This is a genomic window from Microbacterium azadirachtae (assembly GCF_000956505.1).
Lineage (GTDB): Bacteria > Actinomycetota > Actinomycetes > Actinomycetales > Microbacteriaceae > Microbacterium > Microbacterium azadirachtae_A.
Genome location: NZ_JYIX01000038.1, coordinates 326,988 through 344,875, shown reverse-complemented (window position 1 = coordinate 344,875; position 17,888 = coordinate 326,988). Strand labels below are relative to the sequence as shown.

Annotated in this window: 14 protein-coding genes; 6 read left to right on the top strand and 8 right to left on the bottom strand. The window is 69.9% G+C overall.

Annotated features, from left to right (window positions below):
* From RS86_RS16140 to RS86_RS16125, 4 genes are all read right to left on the bottom strand, one after another.
* Positions 1-1,317: a permease gene (locus tag RS86_RS16140; RefSeq protein ID WP_045273257.1), complete on the bottom strand. Its 1,317-nt coding sequence runs from the start codon at positions 1,315-1,317 to the stop codon at positions 1-3.
* On the bottom strand, positions 1,314-2,009 hold the full coding sequence (locus RS86_RS16135; protein ID WP_045273256.1) for an ABC transporter ATP-binding protein: 696 nt from the start codon (positions 2,007-2,009) through the stop codon (positions 1,314-1,316). The genes RS86_RS16140 and RS86_RS16135 overlap by 4 nt, the downstream gene beginning before the upstream one ends.
* Before the next feature lie 96 nt (positions 2,010-2,105).
* Positions 2,106-3,212, bottom strand: a complete 1,107-nt coding sequence (locus RS86_RS16130) for a GNAT family N-acetyltransferase (RefSeq protein WP_052680321.1) — start codon at positions 3,210-3,212, stop codon at positions 2,106-2,108.
* Positions 3,212-3,478 (bottom strand): hypothetical protein, encoded by a 267-nt coding sequence (locus tag RS86_RS16125; RefSeq protein ID WP_045273255.1) that lies wholly within the window; start codon positions 3,476-3,478, stop codon positions 3,212-3,214. Before RS86_RS16125 ends, RS86_RS16130 begins: the two co-directional genes overlap by 1 nt.
* Positions 3,479-4,003: 525 nt before the next feature.
* Here RS86_RS16125 and smc point away from each other — a divergent pair.
* From smc to RS86_RS16110, 3 genes are all read left to right on the top strand, one after another.
* Positions 4,004-7,582 carry a chromosome segregation protein SMC gene (gene smc, locus RS86_RS16120; RefSeq protein WP_045273254.1) on the top strand — a complete coding sequence of 1,193 codons (3,579 nt, stop codon included), beginning with the start codon at positions 4,004-4,006 and terminating at the stop codon, positions 7,580-7,582.
* Positions 7,583-7,661: 79 nt separating this feature from the next.
* Positions 7,662-8,537 (top strand): signal recognition particle-docking protein FtsY, encoded by an 876-nt coding sequence (ftsY, locus tag RS86_RS16115; protein ID WP_045273253.1) that lies wholly within the window; start codon positions 7,662-7,664, stop codon positions 8,535-8,537.
* A gap of 80 nt (positions 8,538-8,617) precedes the next feature.
* Positions 8,618-9,118 carry a DUF2004 domain-containing protein gene (locus RS86_RS16110; RefSeq protein ID WP_045273252.1) on the top strand — a complete coding sequence of 167 codons (501 nt, stop codon included), beginning with the start codon at positions 8,618-8,620 and terminating at the stop codon, positions 9,116-9,118.
* Positions 9,119-9,215: 97 nt separating this feature from the next.
* On the opposite strand, the gene lipA is transcribed toward RS86_RS16110, so the two are convergent.
* On the bottom strand, positions 9,216-10,205 hold the full coding sequence (lipA, locus tag RS86_RS16105) for a lipoyl synthase (protein ID WP_045273251.1): 990 nt from the start codon (positions 10,203-10,205) through the stop codon (positions 9,216-9,218).
* On the bottom strand, positions 10,202-10,843 hold the full coding sequence (gene lipB / locus RS86_RS16100) for a lipoyl(octanoyl) transferase LipB (RefSeq protein WP_045273250.1): 642 nt from the start codon (positions 10,841-10,843) through the stop codon (positions 10,202-10,204). Before lipB ends, lipA begins: the two co-directional genes overlap by 4 nt.
* Positions 10,844-10,928: 85 nt before the next feature.
* On the opposite strand from lipB, the gene RS86_RS16095 reads away from it, so the two are divergent.
* The 3 genes from RS86_RS16095 (at position 10,929) to RS86_RS16085 (ending at position 15,455) form a co-directional block, all read left to right on the top strand.
* Positions 10,929-11,516 (top strand): TetR/AcrR family transcriptional regulator, encoded by a 588-nt coding sequence (locus RS86_RS16095; protein WP_052680327.1) that lies wholly within the window; start codon positions 10,929-10,931, stop codon positions 11,514-11,516.
* Between the two features lie 43 nt (positions 11,517-11,559).
* On the top strand, positions 11,560-13,110 hold the full coding sequence (ffh, locus tag RS86_RS16090; RefSeq protein WP_045273248.1) for a signal recognition particle protein: 1,551 nt from the start codon (positions 11,560-11,562) through the stop codon (positions 13,108-13,110).
* A 227-nt stretch (positions 13,111-13,337) separates the two neighbouring features.
* The gene (locus tag RS86_RS16085; RefSeq protein ID WP_045273247.1) at positions 13,338-15,455 is read left to right on the top strand and encodes an endo-beta-N-acetylglucosaminidase; all 2,118 of its coding nucleotides are present in this window, start codon (positions 13,338-13,340) and stop codon (positions 15,453-15,455) included.
* Positions 15,456-15,537: 82 nt separating this feature from the next.
* Here RS86_RS16085 and glpK read toward each other — a convergent pair whose 3' ends face one another.
* Both glpK and RS86_RS16075 read right to left on the bottom strand, forming a co-directional pair.
* The gene (gene glpK, locus RS86_RS16080; protein WP_045273246.1) at positions 15,538-17,052 is read right to left on the bottom strand and encodes a glycerol kinase GlpK; all 1,515 of its coding nucleotides are present in this window, start codon (positions 17,050-17,052) and stop codon (positions 15,538-15,540) included.
* Between the two features lie 30 nt (positions 17,053-17,082).
* Positions 17,083-17,856 (bottom strand): MIP/aquaporin family protein, encoded by a 774-nt coding sequence (locus RS86_RS16075; protein WP_045273245.1) that lies wholly within the window; start codon positions 17,854-17,856, stop codon positions 17,083-17,085.
* Between the last annotated feature and the right edge of the window lie 32 nt (positions 17,857-17,888).

Sequence of the window (17,888 nt, the reverse complement as noted above, 5' to 3'; positions counted from 1 at the left end):
TCAGCCGGCGAAGGCGCGCATCAGCAGCGGCCGGGTGAGCCGAGTTGCGATCCATACCAGGGCGATGCCAGCGGCCAGGACCGCGACGATGGTCGCGATCGAGAGCGGCGCCGTGATCAGCGCGATCCCGAGCAGCGGGAAGATGAGCACGGCCGCGCAGAGGGCAGATCCCAGCGATGTCGTCAGCAGCGGCGACATGACCGCGCGCCGCCGCGCGGAATCCACGGTGCCTGCAGGAACCCCGAGATAGTGCAGGCTGCGGTGCAGGTCCCGCTGGTCGAGGATGTCGGAGGCCTGCGTCACGGCCACCGAGCAGCCGACCATGAGGAAGGATGCCACGAGCGTGATGATGAGGCCGGTGCGCATGTCGGTGAGGAGCGCCAGATCCTGCGCCGTGGGATCGCCGGCGCTCATCACGTCCATGAGCGCGACACCCGTCCCGGCGAACACGGCCATGAAGCTCGCCATCGCCACGCCGCTCACCTGACGCCAGGCGCCCTTCGCGTCGTCGAGCACGATGCGCGCCGCGAGCAGGCGCTGCGGGGTCTTCGCCCGGCGCAGCTGCATCCGCGCGCCGATCTTCAGCGCCCAGGGGCCGATGAGGTTCAGGACCAGGAGGCCGACCCCGAAGATCGCGACCAGGGCCGTGATCATGGCGATCGCTCCGCCGATGCCCGGCACCACGAATCCGGCGACGAATCCGGCGACGACCAGCGCGACGGCGATGATGGCGCGCACCCAGTGCGGCGTCGGCGGCGTGGTCCTGGTGCGCACGCCGAGCGGCGAGATCACCACGCGGCGCAGCCCGATCACCGCGCTCACGGTCGCGAGCAGCACGGTTCCGACCGCGATCGCGGCCATGAGCCACGGCGGCAGGAGCACGGCGGCTCCCAGGGGCCCGCCGCGAAACGGGATGAGGCCCACGAGAGGCGCGAGGCCGAGGGCCAGCACCACTCCGCCGAGCACGCCGGCGGCCGCGATCAGGGTCGACTCGACCACGGCGACCACGCCGACGCCGAAGCCGGTGACACCGAGCAGGCGCAGGGTCGACAGCCGCTCGTCCCGGCGCCGGGCGGAAAGCCGGGCGGCAGCGCCGCCCAGTGCGGCGAGTGGAAGCACCAGCAGCACGAGCGCGACCGCCGCCAGGATCTGATAGATCAACGCATACTCATCGGTCCACTGCCAGAACGCCTGAGCCCCGCCGACGACCGTCAGCACGAGGGCCGAGACCACCGCGAAGGCGACCATCGGGATCAGCACGACCCCGGCGGATCCCGGTGCGGGACGCAGCAGCAGCCGCAGCGTCGCGGCGTTCACGCGGCGACCGCCGAGCCCAGCACGAGGCCGTCGCGGACGGCGATCGTCCGGGAGCAGCGCGCGGCGACCTGCGGGTCGTGCGTCACGACGATGAGCGTGCGACCTTGACCCGTGGTCGACCAGAGCAGCGCATCCATGACCTCGGACGAGGTCGCGGAGTCCAGAGCGCCGGTCGGCTCGTCCGCGAACACGATGCTCGCGCCCGTCACCTGCGCGCGGGCGATCGCGACGCGCTGCGCCTGCCCGCCGGAGAGTTCGCCGATCCGTCGGTCCTCCATGCCCTGCAGACCCAGAGCGGCGAGCCAGCCCGCTGCGCGCTGCGTCGCCTCCGCGCGCGGGACGCCGGTGATCATCGCGGCGAGCGCGACGTTCTCCACCGCGGTGAGCTCGGGCATCAGGAGACCCTGCTGGAACACGAACCCGAACGACTCGCGGCGCAGCCGCGATCTCGCCGATTCTCCCAGCGCGCTGACCTCGACGGGGCCGCCCGCCGGGGGAGTGAACAGCACGCGCCCGGCATCTGGCCGGGTGATCCCGGCGAGCACGTGCAACAGGGTCGTCTTGCCGGACCCGGAGGCTCCCATGATCGCGACGGATTCCCCGGCGGAGATCCCGAGGTCGACGCCGGCGAGGGCGCGGGTGGATCCGAACGACTTGATCAGACCGTGGGCTTCGATGACTGCTGTGCTCATGCCTCCAGCCTCGTCGGCGCCGTCCGGCGGATCATCGGTCGCCGGAGTGAGGATCCGGGCCGGACGTCATCCTCCGGGATGATCCTGGGCGATGGATCAGTCGATCACCTTCTTCCACGCTCCGCCGTAGGAGATCGGGACGAAGCCGAGCTGCTCGTTGATGGACAGCATCGGACGGTTCTCCTCCGCGTTGTACGTGACGACGCGGGTCGAGCGTGGAAAGCGCTCGTGCCAGGACAGCAGCCCAGCGGTCTTCACGAGGAGACCCAGCCGGTGGCCGCGGTGCGCGGCCAGCACGAGGGTGTCGTTCTGCTGCGTGACGCTGTCGTCGGCGCCCTTGAGCGAGAGCTCGTTGTACGCGCAGAGCTCGCCGGTCGCGACGTGCTCGGCCGCGGTGACCTGCACCGTATGACCCATGTCCAGCCATCGCTGGTCCTGCTCGCGGACGCGATCCGCGTCCCAGGTCTCCTCCGGCGAGTCCATGGCCGCGTCCGGGGCGTCGGTCGACATGCGGGACTTCATCCACGCGTATCCGTCGAGCCGCTCCTCGGGCGTCGGCAGCAGCCACTGCACGACGCGGTAGCCGGAGGCGGCCTCCTCGGCGGTGGCCCGCAGCGCCGGCAGATGCTCGTCCTCGCCCCAGCGGTATTCGCTGACGCGATCGACCTGCTCCAGGGTCCAGCCCTGCGCGAGCAGGAAGCGCGCGGTGTGGTCGCGCGGGACACTGCCGAATCCGGTCGGCGGATCCAGCGCCGGGTCATCCGACGGAAGGTGCTCCGTCCACACCTGCAGGGTGCGTACGCCGTCGGCGCGCGCGAGGCGCTCCAGGTGGACGGCGACGGCGGTGGCGATGCCTCGGCCCTGCTCCTCGGGGAGCACGTTGATCGCCATCGTGGCGGTCTCGCCGCCGCCGTCGCGCGAGATGTTCAGGAGTGCGATGCCGATCGTGCGCTCCCCGATGACGATCCGCCACTGGCGTCGGTACGTGTAGGCGTCGGGGGTGAGCAGGGGGAGCAGCTCATCCGGGGTGAAGCTGTCGTCATCGCGGCCGGACGCCGCTTCGAGAGTTCGGTTGCGTACGTCCGCGTAGTCGCGGAAAGGGCCGGGCGCCCCCGCATCCGCCCGTGCGGGGAGCACGAGCGGATGCAGGGTCGCATCGGCGGGGAGGGCGATGAACGGGTCGTCGTTTCGAACTCCGGTCATCAGAGCACCTGCCGGATCGAGCTGTGAGCCAGACGCTCGGCCTCGTATTGCTGGAGCACGCGGAGACCGCGGGCCTCGGCCAGCGCCGAGCGAGCCTGGTCCTGCGTCGTGGGCCGCGACCGCACGATGAGGTGCAGGGCGACGCGCAGGGCCACACGCTGGGTGAGCGACAGGTTGCGGAGCTCCTCCTCGCGGGGGAGCTGGATGGACAGGTCGCGCTCGGGAAGAGCGCGCTGCTTCGACTCGGTGGGAGGCGAAGCGTGCAATGCGGTATTCACGGTGATTCGCTTTCGTTGGTCGTGCCGGAAAGGCGGTTTCGCTCCACGCAGGGTCGTCCGGTGGGACGTCGCGACGTGTCACGGGTGAGGGGACGGATCCGGCGAAGGCGCCGGATCGCGCAGGCGACCGAAGTGATCGTCAGGATCGGATGATCGAGACGACCTGATGATCGACACGGAGAACCGTGGATCGGATCGCGGACGCCCGAAGGCGTCAGGCCGGCCTCAGGCCGGGACGAGGGAGCGCGTCTGTTCTACGCGTCGAAGCGCGCGCAGACGCCGGCGGAAGTCGCCGAAGACGCGTCGATCCCACGGAATGGGGTGAATGCGATGCGGTTTGTAATCATGTCGGCAACCTCCTTTCTCGGCTCGGGTTGTCACGCTAGCGGAGCTTCATAGAAGACGTCAAGCCGACACTCAGAAATCCCTGGACCTCGGGCGTTTCCCGCACGACCGAAGGGGTCGCCGCGATAGCGTAGACGCCGTGAACTCCGCCGATCGCCGAGCGTGCCCATGCACCTGAAGAGCCTGACCCTCAAGGGGTTCAAGTCCTTCGCGCAGCCGACGACGTTCGCCTTCGAGCCTGGCGTGACCTGCATCGTCGGGCCGAACGGATCCGGCAAGTCGAACGTCGTCGATGCGCTCGCCTGGGTGATGGGGGAGCAGGGGGCGAAGACCCTGCGCGGCGGCAAGATGGAGGACGTCATCTTCGCCGGCACCTCGACGCGCGGTCCGCTCGGACGCGCCGAGGTGCGGCTCACGATCGACAACAGCGACGGCGCGCTTCCGATCGAGTACGCCGAGGTGACGATCAGCCGCACGCTGTTCCGCAACGGCTCCAGCGAGTATGCGATCAACGGCGAGGGCTGCCGACTGCTCGACGTGCAGGAGCTGCTCAGCGACTCGGGTCTGGGCCGGGAGATGCACGTCATCGTCGGCCAGGGTCGCCTGGACACCGTGCTGCAGGCCTCGCCCGAGGATCGCCGCGGGTTCATCGAGGAGGCCGCGGGGATCCTCAAGCATCGCCGCCGCAAGGAGAAGACCCTCCGCAAACTCGACGCGATGGAGACCAACCTGACCCGGCTGAGCGACCTGGCCGGGGAGATCCGACGCCAGCTGAAGCCGCTCGGACGCCAGGCCGAGATCGCCCGGGAGGCGCAGACCATCGCGGCCGTCGTGCGCGACGCCAAAGCGCGGATCTTCGCGGACGATGTGGTGACGCTGCGCACGGCGCTCGCCGACCACACCCGCAACGAGCACGAGCGCCACGCCGAGCGCGTGGTGCTGAGCGAGCAGGGCGACCTCGTCCGCTCAGAGATGGTCAGGCTCGAGGCGCTGCAGAACTCCGCGGCCGTCGATGAGGCCCGGCGGGTCGCGTTCGGGCTGGAGCAGGTCCAGGAGCGCATGCGCGGACTGTTCACGCTCGCCAACCAGCGGCTCGCGCTGCTCGGATCCGACGACGACGACGCCGCGGTCGCGGCGGTGACCGTGACCCAGACGACGATCGACGAGGCGAAGGACGAGGTCGAGGAGATCTCGTCGGGGATCGGTCGCGCGCAGGACGCGGCGCACGAGGCGACCCGCGAGGTCGCGAACGCGCGCGCCGAGCTCGACGCGCTCGATGTCGACATCGCCGAGCAGAGCGCGCTGGTCTCCGCGCATGACATGCGACTCACGACGCTGCGCGGACAGGCCGAGGCCGCCGCATCCGCCCTGGCGGCCGTTCGCGGCGCCGTGCTCCGCCAGGAGAATGCGCTGGAGGCCGCGCACGGACGTCGCCGCGAGGCCGCAGAGGCGCGCGAGCTGATCGAAGAGGGCGAAGCTCCGGAGGGCACCGCCGCGGAACATGCCGAGGCGTACGAGCGGGCGCAGGCCAGGGCCGTCTCCTCCGAGACCGCGCTCGGCGAACTGCGCGAGCGGCTGCACGCGGCCGAGCGCGAGTCCGAGGCGCTCACCGCGAAGGCCGCAGCGCTCGGCAGCGCGATCGCCGTCACGGGCGGCGCGGCGGAGATCGTCGCGGCCGGTCACGCCGGCGTGCGGGGGCTCGTTGGCGACGCGGTCCAGGTCAAGCCGGGGTTCGAAGCGGCGGTCGCCGCCGTGCTCGGCCCGCTCGCCGAGGGCGTGCTCGTCGACGACGCCGCCTCGGCGTTCGCCCTCGCCGGCGACGACGAGACGGCAGGCGCCTATGACATCGTCATCGCACAGGGCGCGTCGGTCGCCGTGTCCGATGCGGGGATCGCGGGTGCGACCCCCGCGGCGCAGGTCGTGACCGCACCGGCCGGAGTGCTCGGCATCCTCTCGCACGTCGTGATCGTGGATGACCTGGCCGCAGCGCGTTCGGCCCATGCGGCCGCGGTCGCCGCAGCCGGGGTGCCGCTCACGATCGTCACGCGCTCCGGCGAGGTGCTCACCGCGCACACCCTGCACACGGGATCCGGCGGGGAGCGCTCCCGGCTCGAACTGGTCGCCGAACGCGACGCGGCCGTCGACCGCCTCGACGAGGTGCGGGTCGTCGTCGACTCGCTGCGCGAGGCGCGCGAGGACGCGACCGAGGCGCTCGAGACCGCACGACGCGTATCCCGCGATGCGCTGCGCACGCTGCGCGAGCACGATGCCGCACTGGCCACGCACACCGAGCAGGTCAACCGGGTGACCGTGCAGCACGAATCCGCGATCGCCGAATGCGAGCGGCTCGAGTCGGGACTCGTCCAGGCCCAGTCGGCCGTCGCGGATGCGGAAGCACACGCGGACAGGGCGAAGGATGCGCTGGCGGAGGCCGAGTCGGCGCCGCGCCCCGTCTTGGACGTCTCCGCACGCGATGGCCTGCTGGAGGCGCTCGAAGCGGCGCGCGAGGCCGAGCTCGAAGCGCGTCTCGGCGTCGAGACGATGCGTGAGCGCGTGCGGGCGGCCCAGACCAGAGTCGCCTCGCTCGAACGCCAGCGCGAGCGGGAGCGGGAGGCAGCCGCCGAGGCCGCCCGGCGAGCGGTGATCCGGCGGGCTCAGCGCGAGACCGCTTCGGGGGTCGCCGCGGAGCTGCCGCGGATCCTGGACTCGGTCGACCGCTCCGTGGCCGAGGCCCGTCTGGCGCTGGCCGCCGCAGAGTCTGCGCGGTCGGCGCAGAACGAGGAGCTCGGCGAGCTGCGGCGGCAGGACTCCTCGATCCGCGAGCGCCTCGCCGGCCTCACGGAGAGCGTGCACGGGCTCGAGCTGCAGATCCACGAGAAGAAGCTGCACCTGTCCAGCCTGCTCGAGCGGGTGCAGTCCGAGCTCGCTCTGGATGAGGACATCCTGGTCGCGGAATACGGTCCGGATCAGGTGGTTCCCCGCGATGTCATGGTGGTCGCGGCGGATCAGGACGACCTCGCGGAGGCGTCGGATGCGGACGATGCTCCGGCAGATCGCGCGCCCACGGGGATTCCGTTCGACCGTCGCATCCAGCAGCGCCGTCTGCAGGAGGCGGAGCGCAAGCTCGCCCAGCTCGGCAGGGTGAATCCGCTCGCCTTGGAGGAGTTCGCAGCGCTCGAGCAGCGGCACGCGTTCCTGACCGAGCAGCTCGCGGATCTCACCAAGACCCGACAGGATCTGCTCACGATCATCACCGAGCTCGACGAGCGGATGCAGACGATCTTCGCGTCCGCGTTCGAGGACACCCGCCAGGCGTTCGGCGAGGTCTTCCCGCTGCTCTTCCCCGGCGGCGCCGGCAGCATCTCGCTCACCAATCCCGACGATCTGCTGAACACCGGCATCGAGGTCGCGGTGCGCCCGGTCGGCAAGAAGATCGAGCGACTCTCGCTGCTGTCCGGCGGGGAGCGGTCGCTCGCGGCCGTCGCCCTGCTCGTCGCGATCTTCAAAGCCCGTCCCAGCCCGTTCTACATCCTGGACGAGGTCGAGGCGGCGCTCGACGACGCCAACCTCGGTCGCCTGCTCACGGTGTTCGAGCAGCTCCGCGCCAGTTCGCAGCTGCTCGTCATCACGCATCAGAAGCGCACGATGGAGATCGCCGACGCGCTCTACGGCGTCTCGATGCGTCAGGACGGCGTGTCCGCGGTCGTCGGCCAGCGGGTCGGAGATCGCGCGGCGGCGACGGTCTGAGCCGAGACGTCGCACGGCGGGCCGCGTGCCGTCGGCGAACACGCCGGGTTCGCCGGGCCGCTCCCCGTAGGCTGGGGGCATGGCGGAGAAGTCCTGGTCCCTCGGTCGCGCGCTGCGCGGCATGTTCGTCAAGCCCACGATCGATGAGGACACCTGGGACGACCTCGAGACTGCGCTGCTCACCGCCGACTTCGGCCCCGACATCACCGAGCGCCTGGTCGAGGAGCTGCGCGCCAAGGTCGAGAAGTACCGCACGACGGATCCGAAGGATCTGCAGCGGATGCTCCGGGAGACGCTCGAGGAGCACTTCGCGAAGTTCGACACCACGCTGAAGCTCACGGAGCGCCCGGCCGTGGTGCTCGTCGTCGGCGTGAACGGCGTCGGCAAGACCACCACGATCGGCAAGTTCACGAAGTTCCTGCGCGGCTACCAGCGCTCCGTCGTCGTGGGCGCCGCCGACACTTTCCGCGCCGCCGCCGTCGAGCAGCTGGCCACGTGGGCGCAGCGTGCGGGAGCCGCGATCGTGCGCCCGCAGCAGCACGGGCAGGATCCGGCGTCCGTCGCATTCCAGACCGTGGACTACGCCAAGCGCGAAGGCACGGAGATCGTGATCATCGACACCGCGGGGCGCCTGCACACCAAGGGCGGGCTGATGGACGAACTGTCCAAGATCCGCCGCGTCGTGGAGAAGCAGGCGCCGATCAGTGAGGTGCTGCTCGTGCTCGATGCGACGACCGGTCAGAACGGCGTCCTGCAGGCGGAGGCGTTCCTCGAGCATGCGGGCGTGACAGGGCTCGTGCTCACCAAGCTCGACGGCTCCGCGAAGGGCGGATTCGTCCTCGCCGTGCAGGAGCGAACCGGCATCCCGGTCAAGCTCCTCGGCCAGGGCGAGGGCATCGACGACCTCACCGGCTTCACGCCGCACGTGTTCGTGCAGGCGCTCGTCGGAGCCTGATTCCGTGATCATGACGAACGGGTCCGCGGCACGCGCGCGACGGACTACCGCCTCGCGCGCAAGGCTGGTTTTATAGCGGTATGGCGATCGAACACGACTTCTTCGGACTGCTGTCCTCGGGACCGGACGGATCGATCTTCTGGTCCGAGACGGTGGAGTTCGGCGACCACGCGCTCACCGTGGATCTGACCGCGCCCGACCAGGAGGACGTCTCCCGGGAATCGCTCGACATCGCCGCCGCCTTCGTCTCGGGGCTCGAGGCCATCGACGACAAGGCCCGCCGCGGGATGCTCTCCGAGGTCGACGACCGCACGAGCGAGGTCACCGAGTACATCCTGCAGCAGCAGGAGGAGTACGGCGATGAGCTCAACGACTACCTCGTCGACGTGAGCGGTGACGCCGCGGTCGACATCATCCGCTCGCTGCAGCTGATGAGCATGACGCTGCTCGTGGACGAGCACGGCGGCAGCGAGCCGTTCGCGGTGCTCGAGTACGCGCTCGATGCCGACGGCGCCGACGACGTGCTGCTGGTGAACTTCGGATCCGACGGCTCCGTGCTGTCGGTCATGAGCGCCGACTGAACACCGCCGGCGTGCGCGGCAGGCACTTCGCTGTCGCCGGATGAACGAACCGCCGGACGAGGATGCCCCCCCTGCCTCCCGTCCGGCGATCCGCGTCTCAGACGGCTTGGGCGAAGCCGAGGTCTGCGCTGGCGGCGATGTGCGCCAGGTGCGGCGGGATCTCGCGGCCCTTGGATGCCATGGACTGCGCCCACAGCCGGCCGGCGCGGTACGAGGAGCGCACCAGCGGACCGGCGAGCACGCCGAGGAATCCGATCCGCTCCGCCTCCTCCTTGAACGCGACGAACTCGTCGGGCTTCACCCAGCGAGACACCGGAAGGTGGCGGGGCGTGGGACGAAGGTACTGGGTGATCGTGATGATGTCGCAGCCCGCGTCGTGCAGGTCCTGGAGCGCCTGCACGACCTCTTCCGGCTCCTCGCCCATGCCGAGGATCAGATTCGACTTGGTGATGAGCCCGGCTTCGTGCCCCTGCGTGATGACGTTGAGGGAGCGCTCGTACTTGAACGCGGGACGGATCCGCTTGAAGATGCGCGGCACGGTCTCGACGTTGTGCGCGAAGACCTCGGGACGCGCGTCGAAGATCTGGCCCAGGAACGCCGGATCCGCGTTGTGCTCGTTCGCGAGCAGCTCGACACCGGTGTTCGGGTTGAGTTCGTGGATCTTGCGCACCGTCTCGGCGTTCAGCCAGGCCCCGGTGTCGGGGAGGTCGTCACGGGCCACGCTCGTGACGGTCGCGTAGCGCAGACCCATCTGCTGCACGCTCTCGGCCACGCGGCGCGGCTCGTCGGTGTCGTAATCGGCGGGTTTGCCCGTGTCGATCTGGCAGAAGTCGCAGCGGCGCGTGCACTGCGAGCCGCCGATGAGGAACGTGGCCTCCTTGTCCTCCCAGCACTCGAAGATGTTGGGGCAGCCGGCCTCCTGGCAGACCGTGTGCAGCCCCTCGTCCTTCACGAGCGAGTGCAGGGCCTTGTACTCCGGCCCCATCCGCGCCTTTGTCTTGATCCACTCCGGCTTGCGCTCGATCGGAGTCTCGGCGTTGCGGATCTCCAGGCGCAGGAGCTTGCGGCCCTCGGGAGCGGCGCTCATGCGGCCACCTCCGCCGCGTACTCGCCGGCGAATGCGGCGGCCACCGCATCGACGATGTCGGCGGGGGAGACCTCGCGGCCGATCACCTCGCTCACGGTGGTGACACCGGCGTCGGTGATGCCGCAGGGGATGATGCCGCGGAAGCCGGCGAGGGTGTTGTCGCAGTTGATCGCGAAGCCGTGCATGGTCACGCCCTGCTGCACGCGCACTCCGATCGCGGCCACCTTGTCCTCGCTGAGCGGCCGGCGCACCCACACGCCGCTGCGGCCCTCGACCTGGTACCCGTCCACGCCCAGGGGACGCAGCACGTCGATCAGTAGGCGCTCCAGTCGGCGGACATGGGCGACGACGTCCATGGGCTCCGGAAGACGCACGAGGGGATAGCCCACGAGCTGTCCCGGCCCGTGCCACGTGATCTTCCCCCCGCGGTCGACGTCGACCACGGGCGTGCCGTCGTGGGGGCGCTCCTGAGGTTCGGTGCGCTTGCCGGCCGTGTACACCGCCTCGTGTTCGAGGAGCAGCAGCGTGTCAGGACGGGCGCCGGCCACGATCTCGGCGTGTACGCGCCGCTGCAGATCCCACCCGTCGAGGTAGGGCACGAACTCGGGGGCGAGGCCCACCGTCTGGATGTCGAGCATGGCCGATCCTTCTGGTCGAGTTGTTGTATGCGGTTCAATAATAGGGGTGAATCGACGGGTGCGCGCATCGCGATACGGTGGCGTGGTGACCACCCCTGCCCGCGGCGTCGGCCGCCCCCGGGTCTCCTCGCGCGAGACGATCGCCGAAGCGGCCTGCGAGCTGTTCCTGGAATCCGGGTACGAGGGCACATCGATCGCCGGCATCGCGCAACGCGCCGGGGTGAGCAGGTCGAGCTTCTTCAACTACTTCTCCTCCAAGAGCGACGTGCTCTGGTCCGGTTTCGACGAGCGTCTCGATCGCGCGGTCGCAGCGCTCGAGGCGCCGGGTGCCGGCGCCGATTCGGCGGGGATCGAGGCTGTGCTCGCCGCGATCCTGGAGGGGGTCGAGCCGGATCCGCTCGCCCTCGCCTTCGGCAACGCGCAGGCCATGGGCCTGGCGGAGGAGCTGCAGCGCGAGTCCGCGCTGCGCCAGGGCAGGCTCGCCACCGCCCTGTCCGAGGCCGCGCGCGGCGCGGGTGTGGAGCGCATCAGGGCCGATGTGCTCGGCGCCGCCTACGCGATCGTCGTGCTGTCGTCGCTGCGCGTCTGGGCCGAGGGCGGCGCGGGCCACGGGTCGCCGCTCGCGCAGCTACAGCACGCGCTGCCGCGCATCGCGGATCTGCACTGGGGCTGACGCGCCGCGGATCGGGGATCCGCTCGCGTAGAATTGCAGCACCATGGCTACATTTGGCACGCTTTCCGATCGGCTCACCGAGACCTTCCGCAACCTGCGCACGAAGGGCAAGCTGACCGCCGCCGACATCGACGGCACCGTCCGCGAGATCCGACGCGCCCTGCTCGACGCCGACGTCGCGCTGCCCGTCGTCAAGGACTTCACCGCGAAGGTGCGCGAACGCGCCCTGGGCGACGAGGTCAACAAGGCGCTGAACCCCGCGCAGCAGGTCGTGCAGATCGTCAACGAGGAGCTCGTCGCGATCCTCGGCGGCGAGCAGCGCCGCCTCGAGTTCGCGAAGAACCCGCCGACGGTCATCATGCTCGCCGGACTCCAGGGATCCGGAAAGACGACCTTCGCCGGAAAGCTCGCCAAGCAGCTGCAGAGCGAGGGACACACGCCCCTGCTCGTCGCCGCCGACCTGCAGCGCCCGAACGCGGTGACCCAGCTCACCGTCGTCGCCGAGCAGGCGGGTGCCACCATCTACGCGCCGGAGCCGGGCAACGGCGTCGGCGACCCCGTGCGGGTGTCGCGCGACGGCGTGGAGCACGCCCGCCGCCAGCAGCACGACATCGTCATCATCGACACCGCAGGACGACTCGGCGTCGACGCCGAGCTCATGAAGCAGGCCGCCGACATCCGCGCAGCGGTGGATCCGGACGAGGTCCTGTTCGTGATCGACGCGATGATCGGTCAGGATGCGGTCAACACCGCGAAGGCGTTCCAGGACGGCGTGGACTTCACCGGCGTGGTGCTGTCCAAGCTCGACGGCGACGCCCGCGGCGGTGCCGCGCTCTCGGTCGCCTCGGTCACGGGCCGCCCGATCATGTTCGCGTCGACGGGCGAAGGCCTCGACGACCTTGAGCCGTTCCACCCCGACCGCATGGCGAGCCGGATCCTCGATCTCGGTGACATCCTGACCCTCATCGAGCAGGCACAGAGCGCGTTCGATGAAGCTGAAGCGCTCAAGGTCGCTGAGAAGCTCGCAACTGAGACCTTCACGCTCGAGGACTTCCTCGAGCAGATGCAGCAGCTCAAGAAGATGGGCTCGATGAAGAAGATGCTCGGGATGCTCCCTGGCATGGGTCAGATGAAGCAGCAGCTCGAGGACTTCGACGAGCGCGAGATCGACCGCACCGAGGCGATCATCCGCTCGATGACGCCGGGGGAGCGCCGCAACCCCAAGGTGCTCAACGGATCCCGCCGCCTGCGCATCGCGCGCGGCTCCGGCATGACCGTGACCGACGTGAACCAGCTCGTGCAGCGGTTCGAGCAGGCTGCCAAGATGATGAAGACCGTCGCCCGCGGTGGCACCCCGAACATCCCCGGCATGGGCGCGATGCCCGGCATGGGGCGTCCCGGCGCCTCCTCAAAGCGCGGCAAGAAGGCCAAGGGCTCCGGTTCCCGATCGGGCAACCCGGCGAAGCGCGCCGCCGAGAACGCCGGGCTGGCCACCAGCCAGGCCGCGACCGGATCCGGCTTCGGCCTGAGCGGGCAGCCGGCGCCGAGCGAGGCCGACATGGCCGAGATCCAGAAGCTCTTCGGCAAGAACTGACAGCGTCGCCCACGGGGCGCCGAGCCCGTTCCGGCTCGGCGCCCCGTGGCGTTTGAACGCGGTGGCGACGCCGGCGAACATCGGATCTTTCCCTGGCGCACTCCTCGACGCGCCGAGAAGATCCTCGCGCGGCAACACTAAAACGTTATAGCCTGGGCGCGGCTTCGCATCGCCGGCTGACGGGACGCGGATCCGCTACGCAACGGAGCGCAACCTGGAGGGTGCACATGGCTGACCTGAATCGCAGAACATTCCTGACCGTCGGAGGTGTCGGACTGGCGGCGCTGCTGGCCGGCGCACCCGGCATCGCGACGGCGGCGGTGCGTCCCGTTGCCGGAACCGGCGCCGCCGGCACCGGCGCCGCCGCGCCCGTGCCGGCGTCCGGGGGCACGCCGCCCGGCCCATACACGTTCGGCTGGGCCGCCGACGACCTGCTGGCCTTCGATCCGAGCACGACCCCGTGGGCGCCGCACCTGCGCTGCCTGATCCCGCGAGCCACGCGGATCGCGCCCTTCGCCGCGACGCAGGCGCATCCGGATCTCGATCCCGCGGTGCAGTTGTCCACGCTCACGATCGACGACGCGGGAAGCGTCTACGAGGGCCACAACCAGGCGATCGGCCTCGAGGCGCAGGTGTACACCCAGCGCTACTGGTCGTACATCGACATCTGGGGCACCTGGCACGGACAGGTCAAGGGCTCGGCGCCCATCGAGATGATCGACGGACAGCGCGCCCCCGGACGCCCGTATGGCGTGATCGACATCCCCAACCCTGGATGGACCGAGGCCGCGCACAAGAACGGCGCGCGGTCTATCGGGGGCTGGTTCTGGCCTCGCCCCGTCGACTTCGACGCCTTCCTCGTGCAGGCCGGCGACGGGTCCTTCCCTGTTGCGGACAAGATGATCGAGATCCGGAAGTACTTCGGATTCGACGGGCTGTTCATCAACCAGGAGGGCAGCGTCAGCGCCGCGCAGATCGCCAAGTTCCAGGACTTCCTGCGCTACCTCAAGCGCACCGATCCCGACTTCTATCTGCAGGGCTACGACTCGGCCGACTTCGACAGCGGCGAGGTCAGCTACGAGAACAGGCTGAGCGAGAACAACCTGCGCTGGCTGGGCACACCGGACGCGCCGATCTACGACTCCCTGTTCATGAACTACTGGTGGCAGGCGACGACCGGCGGCGCGGACCGCGATCTCAGCAAGAGCGCCGCGTCGGCCGTCGCCGCCGGCCGTGACCCGCGCGTCGTGGGCTTCGCCGGTGTCGAGCACCAGAAGGGCGGATTCCGGCCGGAGGAGGACTTCGGCAGCGTCGCAGGCCCCGGACGGCCCGCGCCGACCTCTGTCGCGCTGTTCGTGGACTCGCAGATCTGGCTGAACGGATCGTGGGACGGCGCCACGTCCACCGCGGACGGGCGCGCGACGTATCGCGATCTGGAGCAGCGGTTCTGGTCCGGCCCGACGGGGAACCCCGGGACCTCGGGGCGCCTCGAGCCCCGGACGCCCCCGTATCGCACCGACACGCTGAACTACCGGCAGTGGGACGGCATCGCGCACTGGATCACGGAGCGCTCTCCCTACGGCGGCCTGCCGATCGCGACCGACTTCAACGTCGGCGTCGGATCCGCGTTCTTCCTCGAGGGCGCGAAGGTGCGCGACAGGGGCTGGGACAACATGGGCAGCGCGGACAGGGCGCTCACGTGGCAGTTCTGGACCGAGGGCGATGTCGTCGTCACGCTGGACGAGTCGGCCAGCTACGGCAGCGGGCACAGCCTCTCCCTGCGCGGCGGGGGAGTGATCCACCTGTTCAAGACCGACCTGACGGCCGACAAGGCGATCGCGGTCGAGGTCCGCGCCCAGGGCGTCCAGACGATCGATCTCGGGGTCACCTGGCAGGATGCGCCGTCCGAGGTCGACTGGCAGCCGCTCGCGAAGTCGGATCCCGCAGGCTGGGACGGCTGGACGGGCGGTGTGAACGCCCGCGGCCGTCGCATCGCGCGGATCTCGCTGCGGACGAGCGGCGACGGCCGCATCGGCCGGGTGTCTCTGCGCGAGGCCGGGAAGCCGCTCAAGCCCGCGACGCCGACGGGCTTCCAGGTCGCCGATGCGGGCGATGCCGGCGACGGAAAGCGGCATCTGACCTTCGCCTGGGACCTCCGGTCCGACGCCGTGGGTTACGACGTGCTGCAGATCGGCGGCTCCGGCACGACATGGCTCGGTCGTGTGCACCGCGATGTGTTCTTCGCGGAGGCGGTGGATCTCTCGGGAGGGCGTCAGTTCCAGCTCGTCGCGTTCGGCGGCGACCTGCACCGCAGCGCCCCGGTCAAGGCTGTCCTGAACCCGTGACCCGGGGGTCGGCGCTCGCCGGCCGACACGACGAAGGCGGTCCGGAGGATTCACCTCCGGACCGCCTTCGTCGTGTGTCAGGTCACTTCACGTCGGCGTCGACCCAGTCCATCGACTTCGTGACGGCCTTGCGCCACAGCCGCAGCTGGCGGTCGCGCTCTGCGGCGTCCATGGTGGGCTCCCAGCGGCGGTCCTCCTGCCAGTTGGCGGCGAGGTCGTCCAGGCCGCTCCAGAATCCGACCGCGAGGCCGGCCGCGTACGCCGCGCCGAGCGCGGTGGTCTCGGCGACCACGGGACGCACCACCGGCACGCCGAGCACGTCGGCCTGGAACTGCATGAGCGCGTCGTTCGCGACCATGCCGCCGTCGACCTTGAGCTCGGTGAGGTCCACTCCGGCGTCGGCGTTGACCGCGTCGAGCACGTCGCGGGTCTGGAACGCCACGGCCTCGAGCGCGGCGCGTGCGATGTGGTTCTTGTTCGCGTAGCGGGTCAGACCCACGATCGCGCCGCGGGCGTCCGGACGCCAGTACGGCGCGAACAGGCCGGAGAACGCCGGCACGATGTACACGCCGCCGTTGTCGTCGACCTGGCGGGCCAGCTCCTCCACCTCGGGGGCGGAGGAGATGATGCCGAGCTGGTCGCGCAGCCACTGGATGAGGGATCCGGTGACCGCGATCGAGCCCTCGAGCGCGTAGTGCGTCGGCCCGTCGCCGAGCTTGTAGCCGACGGTGGTGAGCAGCCCGTTCTTCGAGTGGACGATCCCCTCGCCCGTGTTGAAGATCAGGAAGCAGCCCGTGCCGTAGGTGTTCTTGCTCTCGCCCGTGTTGAACGCCGCCTGGCCGAAGGTCGCCGCCTGCTGGTCGCCCAGGATGCCGGCGATCGGGGTCTCCCGCAGCAGCGAGGAGTTCTCGGCAGCGCCGTACACCTCGGAGGAGGAGCGGATCGATGGCATCATCGACTTCGGAACGCCGAACGCCTCGAGGATGTCGTCGCGCCACTGCAGCGTCGCGAGGTCCATGAACATCGTCCGCGAGGCGTTGGTGACGTCGGTCGCGTGCACGCCGCCGTTCACGCCGCCGGTCAGGTTCCACAGCACCCAGCAGTCCGTGGTGCCGAAGAGCAGGTCTCCGGCCTCGGCCTTCTCGCGCGCGCCCTCGACGTTCTCCAGGATCCAGGCGATCTTGGTGCCGGAGAAGTAGGTCGCCAGCGGGAGGCCGACGATCTCCTTGAACCGCTCGACGCCGCCGTCCGCCGCGAGCCGGTCGACGATGGGCTGGGTGCGGGTGTCCTGCCAGACGATCGCGTTGTAGATCGGCTTGCCGGTGGTCTTGTCCCACACCACCGCGGTTTCGCGCTGGTTGGTGATGCCGACCGCGGCGATGTCGTGGCGCGTCACGTTGGCGCGCGCCAAGGCGATGCCGATGACCTCCTGGACGTTCGCCCAGATCTCGGAGGCGTCGTGCTCGACCCAGCCGGCCTGCGGCAGGATCTGCTCGTGCTCCTTCTGACCGGTGGCGATGATGCTGCCCTTGCGGTCGAAGATGATGGCGCGGCTCGAGGTCGTGCCCTGGTCGATGGCGATGACGTAATCAGCCATGTGCAGTTCTCCTTTGAATAGCGGTTCGGGTTACTTTGCGAGGTGCAGCAGCACCGGCGAGAGCAGCGCGGCGATGGTTCCACCGAGGAGCGGGCCGACGACGGGCACCCAGGAGTACGCCCAGTCGCTCGATCCCTTGCCCTTGATCGGGAGGATCGCGTGCGCGATGCGAGGACCGAGGTCACGGGCCGGGTTGATCGCGTAGCCGGTCGGACCGCCGAGCGAGGCGCCGATCGCGACGACGAGGAGCGCGACGGGAAGGGCCGACAGCGCGCCGAGGCCACCAGGGGTGCCGATCTTGACGTCGCCGTAGTCCGCGAACGCGAAGATCACGAACACGAGGACGAACGTGCCGATGATCTCGGTGACCAGGTTCCAGCCGTAGGAGCGGATCGCCGGGCCCGTCGAGAAGACGCCGAGCTTGTTGGCCGGCTCCGGCTCCTCGTCGAAGTGCTGCTTGTAGGCGAGCCAGCAGAGCACGGCGCCGATGATCGCACCGAGCAGCTCCGCCCCGGTCGCGACGGCGTAGTGGGTGAAGTCGATCCCCTTCGTGGGGTCGAGCAGGTGCTGCACGAACAGACCGATGCCGACCGCGGGGTTCAGGATCGCCCCGGAGTAGGCGGAGACGAGCACACCGGCGAAGACCGCCAGGCCCCATCCCCAGTTGACCATCAGGAAGCCGCCGTTGAAGCCCTTGTTCTTCACCAGCGCGACGTTCGCCACGACGCCGCAGCCGAGCAGGAGCAGCATCGCGGTGCCGACCAGTTCGGACACGAAGTAGAGGCCCATATTCACATCAGGCATGTCTCCATTGACCTTTCGCAGAGCACCGGCCC

What these genes read in the sequence shown, in the direction of transcription:
- lipB (WP_045273250.1), bottom strand. Translation starts at nt 10,843, where the DNA reads ATGCTCGACATCCAGACGGTGGGCCTCGCCCCCGAGTTCGTGCCCTAC.
- RS86_RS16085 (WP_045273247.1), top strand. Translation starts at nt 13,338, where the DNA reads ATGGCTGACCTGAATCGCAGAACATTCCTGACCGTCGGAGGTGTCGGA.
- ffh (WP_045273248.1), top strand. Translation starts at nt 11,560, where the DNA reads ATGGCTACATTTGGCACGCTTTCCGATCGGCTCACCGAGACCTTCCGC.
- glpK (WP_045273246.1), bottom strand. Translation starts at nt 17,052, where the DNA reads ATGGCTGATTACGTCATCGCCATCGACCAGGGCACGACCTCGAGCCGC.
- smc (WP_045273254.1), top strand. Translation starts at nt 4,004, where the DNA reads ATGCACCTGAAGAGCCTGACCCTCAAGGGGTTCAAGTCCTTCGCGCAG.
- lipA (WP_045273251.1), bottom strand. Translation starts at nt 10,205, where the DNA reads ATGAGCGCCGCTCCCGAGGGCCGCAAGCTCCTGCGCCTGGAGATCCGC.
- RS86_RS16130 (WP_052680321.1), bottom strand. Translation starts at nt 3,212, where the DNA reads ATGACCGGAGTTCGAAACGACGACCCGTTCATCGCCCTCCCCGCCGAT.
- RS86_RS16135 (WP_045273256.1), bottom strand. Translation starts at nt 2,009, where the DNA reads ATGAGCACAGCAGTCATCGAAGCCCACGGTCTGATCAAGTCGTTCGGA.
- RS86_RS16075 (WP_045273245.1), bottom strand. Translation starts at nt 17,856, where the DNA reads ATGCCTGATGTGAATATGGGCCTCTACTTCGTGTCCGAACTGGTCGGC.
- RS86_RS16110 (WP_045273252.1), top strand. Translation starts at nt 8,618, where the DNA reads ATGGCGATCGAACACGACTTCTTCGGACTGCTGTCCTCGGGACCGGAC.
- ftsY (WP_045273253.1), top strand. Translation starts at nt 7,662, where the DNA reads ATGGCGGAGAAGTCCTGGTCCCTCGGTCGCGCGCTGCGCGGCATGTTC.